Origin of the sequence: Paraburkholderia sp. MM5496-R1 (assembly GCF_050436205.1) — a bacterium.
GTDB lineage: Bacteria > Pseudomonadota > Gammaproteobacteria > Burkholderiales > Burkholderiaceae > Paraburkholderia > Paraburkholderia tuberum.
The window spans coordinates 3,071,492-3,086,466 of the sequence record NZ_JBNDLT010000002.1; the positions used below are offsets into that span (position 1 = coordinate 3,071,492).

Here is a 14,975-nt window from a genome sequence, read left to right on the forward strand (position 1 = left end):
CGACGGCAGACGCAAGTCAGAACGAGAGTATTGAGTGAACGTCTTCTTCGAGGAATCGGGCAGTTTCAAGGCCGGCAGCGTGCTGTCGCGCCAGGGCGACGCGTTTCAGGTCGAGTTGCCGGGCGGGCGGCGCGCGAAGGTGCGCGCGAAGGATGTGCTGATCGAGTTCGAGAAGCCCACCGCGGCCGAACTGATGCAGCAGGCCGACGCGTTGGCGCAAGAGATCGATCTGGACTTCCTGTGGGAATGCGCGCCGGACGATGAATTCCCGTTCGCGACGCTGGGCGCCGAGTACTTCGGCGCGAGCTTCGGCGCGATCGAGCGCGCGGCGCTGGTGCTGCGCATGCACGGCTCGCCGGTGTACTTCCGCCGCAAGGGCCGCGGCATGTACCAGCGCGCGCCGCAAGAGCAACTGAAGATGGCGCTCGCGGGCCTCGAGCGCAAGCGTCAGCAGGCGCTCGTGCAGGCGCAGTACGAGGAAGAGCTGAAGGCAGGCCGTCTGCCTGAAGCGTTCGCGGGCGGCAAGGGGCTCGCGCTCCTGACGAAGCCCGACAAGAACACGATCGAGTACAAGGCGCTCGAGGGCGCCGCGGCCGCGCGCGGCATCTCGCAGGCGCGGCTGATGCTCGAATGCGGCGCGATCGCGTCGCCGCGCGCGCTGCACGAAGCGAAGTTCCTGTCCGAGTTCTTCCCGCACGGCACCGGCTTCCCGTCCGTCGCGGCCGCGAACGTGCCCGACGATCTGCCGCAGGCGGACGTCGAGGCGTTCTCGATCGACGACATCACCACGACCGAAATCGACGACGCGTTCTCGGTCGAGCATCTGGCCGACGGCCGTGTGCGCATCGGCGTGCACATCGCCGCGCCGGCGCTCGGCATCCAGCGTGGCGACGAAGTCGATGCGATTGCGCGCGCGCGTCTGTCGACGGTCTACATGCCCGGCGACAAGATCACGATGCTGCCCGACAGCGTCGTCGACACCTTCACGCTTGCCGAGGGTGGGTATCGGCCGGCGCTGTCGCTGTACGTGATCGTCAATCGCGAGACGCAGGAGATCGTCGCGAGCGAAACGCGCGCCGAGAGCGTGTTCGTGAAGAACAATCTGCGCCACAACACGCTCGACGAAATCGTCACCGAGAAGGCGCTCGCCGAGGGCACCGGCGAGTATCCGCACAAGGACGATATCGCCGTGCTGTGGCCGTTCGCGCAAGCGCTGTTCGAAAAGCGCCAGACCGCGCGCGCCGGCTACGGCCTGCGCCGCGAAGTGCAGCGCAATACCGACTTCAATTTCTACGTCGACGGCGAGCACGTCACGATTACGCCGCGTCGGCGCGGCTCGCCGCTCGACACGATCGTCGCCGAGCTGGCGATTCTCGCGAACTCGTCGTGGGGCGGATTCCTGCACGATCACGGCGTGCCGGGCATCTATCGCACGCAGCGCGCGTTCGGCGTGCCGAGCGGCCCGAAGCGCACGCGCATGCAGACCAACGCCGCGCCGCACGAAGGGCTCGGCGTCACGCAGTACGCGTGGAGCACGTCGCCGCTGCGCCGCTACGTCGACCTCGTGAATCAGTGGCAGCTGATCGCGTGCGTGCAGCATGGCGTGACCGCCAAGCTCGCCGCGCCATTCAAGCCGAAGGACGCCGATCTGTTCGCGGTCGTGCAAGGCTTCGACGACACCTACACCGCGTACGCCGACTATCAGCGTCGCATGGAGTACTTCTGGTGTTTGCGCTGGCTCACGCAGGAAAACCGCAAGCAGGTGGTCGCGTCGGTCGTGAAGGGCGACCTCGTGCGTCTCGAGGAAATTCCGCTGCTGCTGCACGTGCCGGGCCTCGGCGTGCATGCGCGCGGCACGCGTTTGCAGATGGAAGTCATGTCGATCGATGAACTGACGATCGAAGCGTCGGTGCGTCTGTTGCACGTGCTCGATGCACCGACCGTGACGAGCGGCGCCGAAGCCGAAGAAGGCGAGGACGAGAGCGAGGAAGAGTTGCTCGACGCATCCGACGACAGCGCCGAAAGCGAAGCCGAAGCTGAAGCGGAAGCCGAAGCCGAAGCCGAAGCCGACGGCGGCAATCCCAACGACAACCCCAGCGCAGACGAATCCGCGGCGACCGGCGACGGCAACGACGCCGCGAACAACGCCGACAACGACCAACACATCACGGAGCCGGGACGATGAGCGGCAACCCAACGCGCGAGCGCTACGCGGTCATCGGCAACCCCGTCGGGCATAGCAAGTCGCCGTTCATCCACGGCCGCTTCGCCGCGCAAACCGGCGAGCCGGTCGAGTACGGTCATCTGCTCGCGCCGCTCGACGCGTTCGTGCCGCACGTGCGCGCGTTCATCGAAGCGGGCGGACGCGGCCTGAACGTGACGGTGCCGTTCAAGCTCGACGCGCATGCATTCGCGAATACGCTGTCGCCGCGCGCGGCGGCGGCGGGTGCGGTCAACACGCTGCGGGTCGACGCCGACGGCATCTACGGCGACAACACGGACGGCGTCGGCCTCGTGCGCGACATCGAGGTGAATCTCGGCGTGTCGCTGAAGGGCGCGCGCATCCTGCTGCTCGGCGCGGGCGGGGCCGCGCGCGGTGTCGTGCTGCCGATGCTCGAGCGCGCACCGCATACGCTGACGATCGTCAATCGCACGGCGCAGAAGGCCGAGGCGCTGGTCGACCAGTTCGCGCAGGCTGCCAGCGGCGCGCACTGCCGTCTGACCGGCGGCAGCGCGCGCGCGATCGAAGCGGGCCGGTACGACGTGATCGTCAACGCGACCGCGGGCAGCCTCGATGCGTCGCTGCCCGAGTGCGACGATTGCGCGTTCGGCAACGGCACGCTCGCCTATGACATGATGTACGGCGCGCATCCGACCATCTTCATGCAGCACGCGGCGAAACTCGGCGCGCGCGGCGCCGACGGACTCGGCATGCTGGTCGAGCAGGCCGCCGAATCGTTCCATGTGTGGCGCGGCGTGCGTCCGGACAGTGCGCCGGTGCTCGCCGAATTGCGCGCGCTGCTGACGGCGCCGTCGCCCGCGTGACGTCGGCGCGCGGATAGCACGCACCATGACAGCGACGCGTCGCGCCAGCGGTTCACGCGGCCAGTCCGGCCCGCTGCGCTGGCTCGCCTGGTTGACCGCGGTCGTGGCCATCGCCTGGCTCGCGACGCAGGCGTACTACTTCGCGCAGATCGCAATCTGGAACGTCGTCAATCCGCGCTCGACCGCGTTCATGCGCTCGGACGCATGGCGTCTGTCGCAGGACCGGCCGGATCTGTCGGTGCAGCGAACGTGGGTGCCGTACGAGCAGATTTCGCGCAACCTGAAGCGCGCGATCATCGCGTCCGAAGACGCGAACTTCGTCAACAACAAAGGCTACGAAACCGACGCGATCCTGCAGGCGTGGGAGCGCAACAAGGCGCAAGGCCGGATCGTGCGCGGCGGCTCGACGATCTCGCAGCAGCTTGCGCGCAACCTGTTTCTGTCGCGCGAGAAAAGCTATATCCGCAAAGGCCAGGAGCTGATCATCACGTGGATGCTCGAAACGCTGATGGACAAGCAGCGCATCTTCGAGATCTATCTGAACTCGGTCGAATGGGGCAGCGGCGTGTACGGCGCCGAGGCGGCCGCGCAGTACTACTTCAAGACCTCGGCGAGCAAGCTCACGGCCGCGCAGTCGGCGCGGCTCGCGGTGATGCTGCCACGCCCCAGGTATTTCGATGAACACAGAAATTCGGCGTATCTCACGCAACGCGCGCGCGTGATTGCGCGGCGGATGGGCGCGGCTGAATTGCCGGATTGAAAGAGCCCTCGATCTCGTTGTCCTGCTTCGAAGCCCGCCTCGCGCGGGCTTTTTTCGTCAGCAGACCGCGACCGTGACAGTTCGCTAAACACTCGATCGCCCACTAAAATCTCACTATATGGACTCAACATTCACATATTGGTGATTCTCAAAAGTCGCCCTACAATCCAAGCCAACATGCATCGCAAGTCGGCGCCCCAGCGCGCCGAAACAGCGAACAGCGACAGAAAAAAAACCGGAGACGAGACCGACCATGTCTGGCAGCCAACCACAGCAGCCGCGCGAGCGCGGCGCCGCACCCGTTTCCGCCCTGTTCTCCGGCCCCGCGCGCTAAGCGCAGAAACCATCCGAAGGCGAATCGCCATGAACAAAGCGATGCCCACTCCCGCCGCCAGCGCGACCGAGGCCGCGCAGGGCTCGAACGGCGGGCCGAACAGTGCCGCGAATCCGGCGCTGAATTCCGCGCCGCGCGAGGCTTCAGCCGTCACCGCCAATGTCGCCGCCAGTGCGTCCGCTACCGCGAGGGCGTCGCGCCCGGTGGCGCGCGCGGCGACCGTCGACGGTCTCGGGCTGCCGGTCACGCTGCTGGAAATCACGCCGCAGCAGGCCGGCACGCAGACGCTGTTGCGCGGCCTTGCGATTCTCGAGGCGGCCGCGGCCGGTTGTGCGCGATCTGCGCAGCTTCGGCGCCGCGCTCGGCACGACCCGCAGCACCACGCACCGGCTCGTCAGCAGCCTCGTGCAGGCGCGCTATCTGCGCCAGGTGCAGGGCGGCTATCTGCTCGGGCCGAAGCTGATCGAGCTCGGCACGATCGCGCTCGAACAGATGCCGCTGACCGCCGTCGCGCGTGCGCACCTCGAGTCGCTGGCCGAGCAGACGCGCGACACGATCCACCTCGGCGTGCGCGACGGCGACGACGTGCTGTACATCGACAAGATCCCCGGCACGCGCGGCCTCGAAATGCGCTCGCGCGTCGGCCATCGGATGCCGCTCGCGTCGACCGGCATCGGCAAGGCGATGATGCTCGACCTCGCGCCGGACGCATGGCAGTCGCTGTTCGACGCGTCGCGCCGCGCGCTCGCAGGCGTCAGCTTCAAGCCGGACAACCGCCCCGATGCGCCGACCTTCCTGCAGCGCATGACGAACTACGCGGCCGGCGGCTACACGTTCGATCTCGAAGAGAACGAAGCGGCGATCCGTTGCGTCGCGGCGCCGGTGCGCGATGCGTCGGGCGCGATCGTCGCGGCGTTGTCGGTGGCCAGCACGATTCCCTATATGCCGCTCGAACGGATGGACGAACTGATTCCGGTCGTGCAGCGCGAGGCGCGCGCGATTTCGGAAGAACTCGGTTGGCGCGCACCGCGACCGGCCACGCGCAGGATCAAGCGATGAAACAAGCGGGCACCGCCACGCCGGCGAACCACCGGGCGTCCGCCGCGCCCACCTCGGGCGTGAAGCCCGACGCGACCGCCGCCGCCGATACCGCCGCCGTCGATTTCACGCACGCCGCGCTGATCGCGCTCGACTGGGGCACGACGTCGCTGCGCGCCTATCTGTTCGACGCGCACGGTCGCGTGCTGGCGACGCGCGCATCGACGGCCGGCATCATGAATCTGCCGCGTAGCGCGGCCGAGGGCGGCTTCGACGCCGCGTTCGACGACGCCTGCGGCGCATGGCTCGACCATGCGCGCGGCGTGCCGGTGATCGCGGCGGGGATGGTCGGCAGCGCGCAGGGCTGGCTCGAAGCGCCGTATGTCGAGACACCCGCGAACGCCGATGCGTTGGTGGCCGGTATCGTCCGCGTGCAGACCGCGCGCGGCGCGACGCTGCATATCGTGCCGGGCGTGCTGCAACGCGGTGAATTGCCGAACGTGATGCGCGGCGAGGAGACGCAAATTTTCGGCGCGCTCAGCGCGGACGCGGACGGCGTGCACGACGCGAACTCGGTCGACAGCAACGCCCGCTCGCTGATCGGCCTGCCCGGCACGCACGCGAAATGGGCGGTCGTGCAGGCGGAGCGCATCGAGCGTTTTCATACGTTCATGACCGGCGAGGTGTTCGCCGCGCTGCGCGAGCACACGATTCTCGGCCGCACGATGGTCACGCCGGATCGCCCGGATACCGAAGCATTTCTGCGCGGCGTGAACATCGCGCGCGAGCAGGGCCAGGCAGGCGTGCTCGCGACCGTGTTCAGCACGCGCACGCTCGGCTTGACCGGCGCGCTGTCGAGCGAGGCACAGCCGGACTATCTGTCGGGCCTGCTGATCGGGCACGAACTCGCCGGCCTCGAAGCGGTACTCGCGCAGCAAGGCAGCTCGCTCGCGCAGCAGAGTCTGCGGCTGATCGGCAACGACGCGCTGTGCGAGCGCTACCGCCTCGCGCTCGCGCAATTCGGCTGTCTGCGCGCGGAGCCGGTCAGGCATGCAACCGAACGCGGCCTGTGGCGCGTCGCCGTCGAAGCGGGGCTGGTCCGGCCGTCCGCCCAGGCGGCGCGCGCGTGCTGACCGGCGGCAGAGCCCTTTACGACGCTCACGAAACAAGGAACCGACATGCAACCACACATCAATCTGCCCGCACCGTACATGCCGCACGCGGGTCTGATCGCCGCGTTCGAAGCCTGTCCGCTGATCGCGATCCTGCGCGGCGTCACGCCCGCCGACGCGGCCGATCACGGTCAGGCCCTGTACGAAGCCGGTTTTCGCATCGTCGAAGTACCGCTCAATTCGCCGCAGCCGTTCGACAGCATCTCGGCGATCCGCAAGGTGCTGCCGGCCGACGCGATCGTCGGCGCGGGCACGGTGCTGCATCCGCTGTTCGTGGACGACGTGAAGGCCGCGGGCGGCGAACTCATCGTGATGCCGCACAGCGATCCGGAAGTCGTGATCGCCGCGAAGGCGCGGGGCCTCGCCTGCGCGCCCGGCGTCGCGACGCCGACCGAGGCGTTCATTGCGCTGAAGAACGGCGCGGACGTGCTGAAGATGTTCCCCGCCGAGCAGCTCGGCTGCCAGGTCGTCAAGGCATGGCGCGCGGTGATCGCCGCGCAGGTGCCGCTCGTGCCGGTCGGCGGCGTCACGCCGGACAACATGGGGCCGTTCCTGAGCGCCGGCGCGAACGGTTTCGGCCTCGGCTCCGCGCTGTACAAGCCGGGCCAGAGCGCGGCGGTGACCGCGTCGCATGCGAAGGCGTTCATCAACGGTCTGCGGATCGCCCGCGCGGGCGTGAAGAAATGAACCGGCTCGCCGGCAAAGCCGCTCTCGTGACGGGCGCTGGACGAGGCATAGGCGCGGCGATCGCGCTGGCGTTCGCGCGCGAGGGCGCGGCGGTCGTGCTGGCGGAACTCGACTTCGACACGGCGCAGCGCACGGCCGCGCAGATCGACGCAGACGTTGGCGCCGGCGCGCGCGTGCTCGCGGTGCAGACCGACGTGACGCAATCCGCGTCGGTGCGGCACGCGGTCAGCGAAGGCGAACGCGCGTTCGGCGCGCTCGACATCCTCGTCAACAACGCGGGCATCAACGTGTTCTGCGATCCGCTGACGATGACCGACGCCGACTGGCGGCGCTGCTTCGCGGTCGATCTCGACGGCGTGTGGAACGGCTGTCGCGCGGTGCTGCCGGGCATGGTCGAGCGTGGCGCGGGCAGCATCGTGAACATCGCGTCGACGCACGCGTTCAAGATCATTCCGGGCTGCTTTCCGTACCCGGTCGCGAAGCACGGCGTGATTGGCCTCACGCGCGCGCTCGGCATCGAGTACGCGCCGCGCAACGTGCGCGTGAACGCGATCGCGCCGGGCTACATCGAAACGCAGCTGACGCACGACTGGTGGAACGAGCAGTCCGATCCGGCCGCCGCGCAGCAGGCGACACTCGATCTGCAGCCGATGAAGCGCATCGGCCGCCCGGAGGAGGTGGCGATGACCGCGGTGTTCCTCGCGTCGGACGAGGCGCCGTTCATCAACGCGAGCTGCATTACCGTCGATGGCGGACGCTCGGCGCTGTATCACGACTGAATTTGCGTCGCCAAAAGACGCACAAAACACCGGACGACGCGCTGGCCGCGTGTGTCAGACCGGTACAAGAAGACGCGGCCGATTACCTTCTCGTTATCAATTAGTCAGGAGACACGCATTATGAAACGCAGAATTTTCCTCACGCTGGCAGCGGCGGCGGCGGGTGTGCTCTTCAACGCACCGGTCGTACAGGCCGCCGATTCGGTCAAGATCGGCTTCCTCGTGAAGCAGCCGGAAGAGCCGTGGTTCCAGGACGAATGGAAGTTCGCCGAGATCGCCGCCAAGCAGAAGGGCTTCACGCTCGTGAAGATCGGCGCGCCGTCGGGCGAGAAGGTGATGAGCGCGATCGATAACCTCGCCGCGCAGAAGGCACAGGGCTTCGTGATCTGCACGCCCGACGTCAAGCTCGGGCCGGGCATCGTCGCGAAGGCGAAGGCCGACGGCCTGAAGATGATGACGGTCGACGACCGCCTCGTCGACGGCGCGGGCAAGCCGATCGAAGCGGTGCCGCACATGGGCATCTCGGCGTATAACATCGGCAAGCAGGTCGGCGACGGCATCGCGGCTGAAATCAAGAAGCGCGGCTGGGACATGAAGGACGTCGGCGCGATCGACGTGACCTACGAGCAGTTGCCGACCGCGCATGACCGCACCACCGGCGCGACCGACGCGCTGGTCGCCGCGGGCTTCCCGAAAGCGAACATCGTCACCGCGCCGCAGGCGAAGACCGACACGGAAAACGCGTTCAACGCCGCCAACATCGCGCTGACGAAGAACCCGCAGTTCAAGCACTGGGTCGCTTACGCGCTGAACGACGAAGGCGTGCTCGGCGCGGTGCGCGCGGCGGAAGGCCGTGGCTTCAAGGCCGACAACATGATCGGCATCGGCATCGGCGGTTCGGAGTCCGCGATGAACGAGTTCAAGAAGCCGCAGCCGACGGGCTTCTACGGCACCGTGATCATCAGCCCGAAGCGCCACGGCGAGGAAACCTCGGAACTGATGTACGCGTGGATCACGCAGGGCAAGGAACCGCCGCTGCTGACGCTGACGACCGGCATGCTGGCGACGCGCGACAACGTCGGCGAAGTGCGCGAGAAGATGGGCCTCGCGTCGAAGTAGTCGCAAGACTGGCGGTGGTATGAAGTACACCGCCGGCGCGTCGCTTTCCCTGCCTGGCGCAGGGGACCGCACGCCGGCGGCGAGAGAAGATCTGCGGTAGACAGACGGACCGTCCGCGATACGCGTACGGTCAACATGAGGCAGCAATATCTTGCATGGGACCAGAGTAAGCGCTAAAGCGCTAACTCCGGTCGACAAGGAGGCGAAGTGTCAGCGACGCTACGTTTTGACAATATCGGCAAGGTTTTTCCAGGCGTGCGTGCGCTCGACGGCGTGTCCTTCGACGTCAACGTCGGCCAGGTGCACGGCCTGATGGGCGAAAACGGCGCCGGGAAATCGACGCTGCTGAAAATTCTCGGCGGCGAGTATCAGCCCGATTCGGGCCGCATGATGATCGACGGCAACGAGGTGCGCTTTCCGAGCGCGGCCGCGTCGATCGGTGCCGGCATCGCGGTGATTCACCAGGAACTGCAGTACGTGCCCGACCTCACGGTCGCGGAAAATCTGCTGCTCGGCCAACTGCCCAATGCGCTCGGCTGGGTCAACAAGCGCGAGGCGAAGCGCTTCGTGCGTGAGCGGCTCGCAGCGATGGGCGTCGCGCTCGATCCGAACGCGAAGCTGCGCAAGCTGTCGATCGCGCAGCGGCAGATGGTCGAAATCTGCAAGGCGCTGATGCGCAACGCGCGCGTCATCGCGCTCGACGAGCCGACCAGCTCGCTGTCGCACCGCGAGACCGAGGTGCTGTTCAAGCTGGTGCGCGATTTGCGCGCCGACAACCGCGCGATGATCTACATCTCGCATCGGATGGACGAGATCTACGAGCTGTGCGACGCGTGCACGATCTTCCGCGACGGCCGCAAGGTCGCGTCGCATCCGACGCTAGAAGGCGTGTCGCGCGACACGATCGTCAGTGAGATGGTCGGGCGCGAAATTTCGGACATCTATAGCTATTCGGCGCGGCCGCTCGGCGAAGTGCGTTTCGCGGCGAAGGCGATCGAAGGTCATCCGCTCGCGCAGCCGGCGAGCTTCGAGGTGCGGCGCGGCGAGATCGTCGGCTTCTTCGGACTCGTCGGCGCGGGCCGCAGCGAGCTGATGCATCTGGTGTACGGCGCCGAGCATCGCAAGGGCGGCGAACTCATACTCGACGGCAAGCCGATCAAGGTGCGCAGCGCGGGCGAGGCAATTAAGCACGGCATCGTGCTGTGCCCCGAGGATCGCAAGGAAGAGGGCATCGTCGCGATGGCGAGCGTCGCGGAGAACATCAACATCAGCTGCCGCCGTCACTATCTGCGCGCGGGCGTGTTTCTCGATCGCAAGAAGGAGGCGCAGACGGCCGACCGTTTCATCAAGCTGCTGAAGATCAAGACGCCGCATCGGCGGCAGAAGATCCGCTTCCTGTCGGGCGGCAACCAGCAGAAGGCGATTCTGTCGCGCTGGCTCGCCGAGCCCGATCTGAAAGTCGTGATTCTCGACGAACCGACACGCGGCATCGACGTCGGCGCGAAACACGAGATCTATAACGTCATCTATCAGCTCGCGGAGCGCGGCTGCGCGATCGTGATGATTTCGTCGGAATTGCCGGAAGTGCTCGGCGTGTCCGACCGGATCATCGTGATGCGCCAGGGCCGCATTTCCGGCGAGCTCGCGCGCAAGGACGCGACCGAGCAGTCGGTGCTGAGCCTTGCGCTGCCGCAAAGCTCGACCGCTCTGCCTGAAAACGCGAATGCCAATGCCGCCAACCAGAGCGCGTCGCGCGCGGCCTGAACCTTATCCGGACGTGAGTCCGCAACCCGTGGGGAACGGGGAGGAGTATTGAACATGCAAGCCAGAGAAAACCTCGCGCAGCAGACCGCCAAGAGCGCGGCCGACGCGCTGATTCCGCAGACCGGCGACAAGGCCAAATGGTGGCAGCAGATCACGGAATACAGCCTGATCGTGATCTTCATCCTGATGTTCGTCACGATGTCGCTGACCGTCGATCATTTCTTCTCGATCGAGAACATGCTCGGCCTCGCGCTGTCGATCTCGCAGATCGGCATGGTCGCGTGCACGATGATGTTCTGTCTCGCGTCGCGCGACTTCGACCTGTCGGTCGGCTCGACCGTCGCGTTCGCCGGCGTGCTGTGCGCGATGGTGCTCAACGCGACCAACAGCACAGTCATCGCGATCATCGCGGCGGTCGCGGCGGGCGCGGTGATCGGCTTCGTCAACGGCGCGGTGATCGCTTATCTGCGCATCAACGCGCTGATCACGACGCTCGCGACGATGGAAATCGTCCGCGGCCTCGGCTTCATCGTGTCGCATGGGCAGGCGGTCGGCGTGTCGTCGGATACGTTCATCGCGCTCGGCGGCCTGACGTTCTTCGGCGTGTCGCTGCCGATCTGGGTCACGCTGATCTGCTTCATCGTGTTCGGCGTGATGCTTAACCAGACCGTGTACGGCCGCAATACGCTGGCGATCGGCGGTAATCCGGAAGCGTCGCGGCTCGCCGGTATCAACGTGGAGCGCACGCGCGTCTACATCTTTCTGATCCAGGGCGCCGTCACCGCGCTTGCCGGCGTGATTCTCGCGTCGCGTATCACGTCGGGTCAGCCGAACGCCGCCGAAGGCTTCGAGCTGAACGTGATCTCCGCGTGCGTGCTCGGTGGCGTGTCGCTGTTGGGCGGCCGCGCGACGATTTCCGGCGTCGTGATCGGCGTGCTGATCATGGGTACGGTCGAGAACGTGATGAACCTGCTGAACATCGACGCGTTCTATCAGTACCTGGTGCGCGGCGCGATCCTGCTCGCGGCCGTGTTGCTCGACCAGTTGAAGAACCGCGGCTCGCGCGATTGAGTCGCTTTCACCCCATCCCAAGCACATCCAAGCTCATAAAGGAATCGAACGATGTCGTCTCCGGCCAATGCAAACGCCAGCCTCGCTGACACCGCGTACGCGCGCTATCCGAGCCTCGTCGACCGTACGGTGCTGATCACGGGCGGCGCGACCGGCATCGGCGCATCGTTCGTCGAGCACTTCGCGGCGCAGGGCGCGCGCGTCGCGTTCTTCGATATCGACGCGAGCGCGGGCGAAGCGCTCGCCGACCAGCTCGGCGATTCGAAGCACAAGCCGCTGTTTCTGGCCTGCGATCTGACCGACGTCGACGCGCTGCAAAAAGCGATCGCCGACGTGAAGGCCGCGCTGGGTCCGATCCAGGTGCTCATCAACAACGCTGCGAACGACAAGCGCCATCAGATCGGCGACGTGACGCGCGAGTCGTTCGACGCGGGCATCGCCGTGAACATCCGCCATCAGTTCTTCGCGGCGCAGGCCGTGATGGAGGACATGAAGGCCGCGCGTAGCGGCTCGATCATCAACCTCGGCTCGATCAGCTGGATGCTGAAGAACGGCGGCTATCCGGTGTACGTGATGTCGAAGTCGGCGGTGCAGGGTTTGACGCGCGGGCTCGCGCGCGACCTCGGCCACTTCAATATCCGCGTCAACACGCTGGTGCCGGGCTGGGTGATGACAGACAAGCAGCTGCGCCTGTGGCTCGACGACAACGGCCGCCGCCAGATCAAGGAAGGCCAGTGCATCGACGCCGAGCTGATGCCGGCCGACCTCGCGCGCATGGCGCTGTTCCTCGCCGCCGACGACAGCCGCATGATCACCGCGCAGGACATCGTCGTCGACGGAGGCTGGGCGTGAGCGCCAGCCCGCGCGTGCAGCGGGCCACGCTGCTGCTCGACGCGCAATGCGAGCTCGGCGAAGGCGCGACCTGGTGCGCGAGGAGCGGCCGCTTCTACTGGACCGACATCGAAGGCGCGCGGCTGTGGCGCTACGATCCGGCCGACGGCCGCAGCGATTCGTTCGACATGCCCGAGCGGCTCGCCACCTTCGCACTGTGCGAAAACCCGCGCTACGTGCTGCTCGGGCTCGCATCGCACCTCGCGTTTTTCGATCTGCAGACAGGCAGCACACAGCGCATCGTCGACGTCGAGCCCGGTCTCAACACGCGCGTCAACGACGGCCGCTGCGATCGGCAAGGGCGTTTCGTGTTCGGCACCAAGGACGAAAGCGGGCAACGGCAGACGGTCGCCGGCTTTTATAGGTTGAATCACGATCTGTCGCTCGAACGTTTACCGTTGCCAGCGCCGGCGATTTCGAACAGCATCGCATTCAGTCCCGACGGCGCGACGATGTACTACTGCGATTCGCCGACGCGTGAAATCCGCGCGTGCGACTATCGCGCGGACGGCGGCATCGCGAACGATCGCCTGTTCACTCGCCTGACCGATGCGAACGGCATCCCCGACGGCTCGACCGTCGACAGCGACGGCGGCCTGTGGAACGCGCAATGGGGCGGCGCGCGCGTGGTGCGTTACGGCCCCGATGGCGTGGAAACCGAGCGCATCGACGTGCCCACCACGCAGCCGAGCTGCGTCGCGATCGGCGGTGCCGCGCTCGGCCAGGCCACGGGCAGCGCCCAGGGCGAGTCGGCGCTCGACACGCTGTACATCACGAGCGCCTACGCCGAACTCGATGCGACGGCGCGCGCGGCCGACACGCTCGCGGGCGACCTGTTCGTCGCGACGCTCGCGCGGCGCGGTGTTGCGGAGCCGCTGTTCCAGGGCGCGCCTATCTAGCGCAGAATGACGCAGCCCCGGCCGCACGCCGGGGCCGCGATCCTGAAGGTGAAGCAGAAGTCGATGTGGCAGTTTCGGTCCGCGAGCAATACGCCCGCGACCGGCCGGCAACGAATCGGCAGCATGCAGTTCGGACTCGAGGCGAATTGGTCATAAAAAATCGCCCGCCACTCCCGTCAACCCTGACGGCAACGTCCCACGCCTCTCGATGGAGCCAGATATGACTGTTGCGAATCTCGTTTCAACCTCATCCCCAACCTCTCAAACGCGACGCTCGCGACTCGCCGCGGCCGCCAATCCCGTGCTGGCGGGCCCGAGCACGTCGGCGGTGGCCCTCGGCGAAGGCAGCGCCGGCGATGTCGCGTGCATCACGCTCGCCAACTCGCAATTGCGTCTCGATGTCGCGCCGACGCTCGGCGGCGGTGTGACCCGCTTCGACTGGCGCGACGACGGCGCGCTGACGCCGATCTTTCGGCGCTGCAGTCACATCGGTGTCGATACGCAACCGAACCAGCTGGCCTGCTATCCGCTCTTGCCGTACTCGAACCGCATCGGCGGCGGCCATTTCAGCGTGGCCGGGCGGCGCGTCGAGGTACCGCGCAACCGCGCCGACGAGCCGCTGCCGATTCACGGCGACGGCTGGCTCGCGCAATGGCAGGTGCTCGACGCGGGCCGCGAGCACGTGCGTCTCGCGCTCGACCGCAGCGACGGCAAGCCGTACGCGTTCCGCGCGACACAAACCTATACGCTGGACGGCCCGACGCTGGTCGTCTCGCTCGACATCGAAAACGCTGGCCGCGAGACGCTGCCGTTCGGGCTCGGCGTGCATCCGTTCTTCGTGCGCGACGCGGACACCGAGCTGTCGGCGGCGGCCGGCGGCCTGTGGCTCTCGGGCGACGACTGGCTGCCGGTGCGCCACGTGTCGGCGCCCCCCGCGTGGCAGTTCGGCGTCGCGTATCCGCTGCCGGAGACGATCGTCAATCACGCGTTCACCGGCTGGAGCGGGCAGGCGGCAGTGGTGTGGCCGAAGCGCCGTCTGTCGCTGAACATCGCCGCCGACACCGACTATTACGTGCTGTACACGCCGCCCGGCGAAGACTTCTTCTGCTTCGAACCGGTCGATCATCCGATCAATGCAATGAACCTGGCGGGCGGCGCGAGCGAAAACGGCATGACGCTGCTCAAGCGCGGCGAGCGGTTGACGCGCACGTTCCGCTTCACGGTCGAGCGGACTGGACTGCGCTCGATGCCGGGCGGGCGTGGCGCGCGGCGCAGGTAGTAGTCACAGCCGTAGCCGCAGTCGTAGCCGCCGGGCCGCCGGCCGGACGAACGTCCGAACGTCCGAACGGGCGGCCTGGCGCTGCTATCGCCTATGAGGCGCGGGCCGCGCGGTGACCGCCATCGACGGACGGCGTT

Annotated in this window: 12 protein-coding genes and 1 pseudogene; all 13 read left to right on the top strand. The window is 67.0% G+C overall.

All coding sequences use genetic code 11. The features are described 5' to 3' along the window. Window positions 1–34: 34 nt before the first annotated feature. Window positions 35–2,185, top strand: coding sequence for a ribonuclease catalytic domain-containing protein (locus OKW38_RS21245; protein WP_429362937.1), 2,151 nt, complete (start codon window positions 35–37; stop codon window positions 2,183–2,185). Continuing rightward, window positions 2,182–3,045, top strand: a complete 864-nt coding sequence (aroE, locus tag OKW38_RS21250) for a shikimate dehydrogenase (protein ID WP_429362939.1) — start codon at window positions 2,182–2,184, stop codon at window positions 3,043–3,045. The genes OKW38_RS21245 and aroE overlap by 4 nt, the downstream gene beginning before the upstream one ends. A 25-nt stretch (window positions 3,046–3,070) precedes the next feature. Further along, window positions 3,071–3,805 carry a monofunctional biosynthetic peptidoglycan transglycosylase gene (gene mtgA / locus OKW38_RS21255; RefSeq protein WP_184058505.1) on the top strand — a complete coding sequence of 245 codons (735 nt, stop codon included), beginning with the start codon at window positions 3,071–3,073 and terminating at the stop codon, window positions 3,803–3,805. A 363-nt stretch (window positions 3,806–4,168) separates the two neighbouring features. Then, window positions 4,169–5,198 (top strand): annotated as a pseudogene (locus OKW38_RS21260) (IclR family transcriptional regulator). Continuing rightward, the gene (locus tag OKW38_RS21265; RefSeq protein ID WP_429362940.1) at window positions 5,195–6,310 is read left to right on the top strand and encodes a 2-dehydro-3-deoxygalactonokinase; all 1,116 of its coding nucleotides are present in this window, start codon (window positions 5,195–5,197) and stop codon (window positions 6,308–6,310) included. The pseudogene OKW38_RS21260 and the gene OKW38_RS21265 overlap by 4 nt, the downstream one beginning before the upstream one ends. Before the next feature lie 45 nt (window positions 6,311–6,355). Continuing rightward, complete coding sequence (locus OKW38_RS21270; protein WP_090801888.1) at window positions 6,356–7,036, top strand: 2-dehydro-3-deoxy-6-phosphogalactonate aldolase; 681 nt, start codon at window positions 6,356–6,358, stop codon at window positions 7,034–7,036. Next, a complete protein-coding gene (locus tag OKW38_RS21275) occupies window positions 7,033–7,815 on the top strand; it encodes an SDR family oxidoreductase (protein ID WP_429362942.1) in 783 nt (260 codons plus the stop codon). The genes OKW38_RS21270 and OKW38_RS21275 overlap by 4 nt, the downstream gene beginning before the upstream one ends. Window positions 7,816–7,935: 120 nt before the next feature. Continuing rightward, window positions 7,936–8,934, top strand: a complete 999-nt coding sequence (locus OKW38_RS21280; protein WP_187609987.1) for an arabinose ABC transporter substrate-binding protein — start codon at window positions 7,936–7,938, stop codon at window positions 8,932–8,934. Between the two features lie 207 nt (window positions 8,935–9,141). Then, entirely contained in the window at window positions 9,142–10,698 is a 1,557-nt protein-coding gene (gene araG, locus OKW38_RS21285) for an L-arabinose ABC transporter ATP-binding protein AraG (RefSeq protein ID WP_429362943.1), read from the top strand. 54 nt (window positions 10,699–10,752) lie between these two features. After that, window positions 10,753–11,769, top strand: coding sequence for an L-arabinose ABC transporter permease AraH (gene araH, locus OKW38_RS21290; RefSeq protein ID WP_184022903.1), 1,017 nt, complete (start codon window positions 10,753–10,755; stop codon window positions 11,767–11,769). 51 nt (window positions 11,770–11,820) lie between these two features. After that, window positions 11,821–12,621, top strand: a complete 801-nt coding sequence (locus OKW38_RS21295; protein ID WP_090801880.1) for an SDR family NAD(P)-dependent oxidoreductase — start codon at window positions 11,821–11,823, stop codon at window positions 12,619–12,621. Continuing rightward, window positions 12,618–13,559, top strand: coding sequence for an SMP-30/gluconolactonase/LRE family protein (locus OKW38_RS21300; RefSeq protein WP_429362944.1), 942 nt, complete (start codon window positions 12,618–12,620; stop codon window positions 13,557–13,559). Before OKW38_RS21295 ends, OKW38_RS21300 begins: the two co-directional genes overlap by 4 nt. Window positions 13,560–13,779: 220 nt before the next feature. Then, the gene (locus tag OKW38_RS21305) at window positions 13,780–14,838 is read left to right on the top strand and encodes an aldose 1-epimerase (protein ID WP_429362945.1); all 1,059 of its coding nucleotides are present in this window, start codon (window positions 13,780–13,782) and stop codon (window positions 14,836–14,838) included. Window positions 14,839–14,975 lie beyond the last annotated feature (137 nt).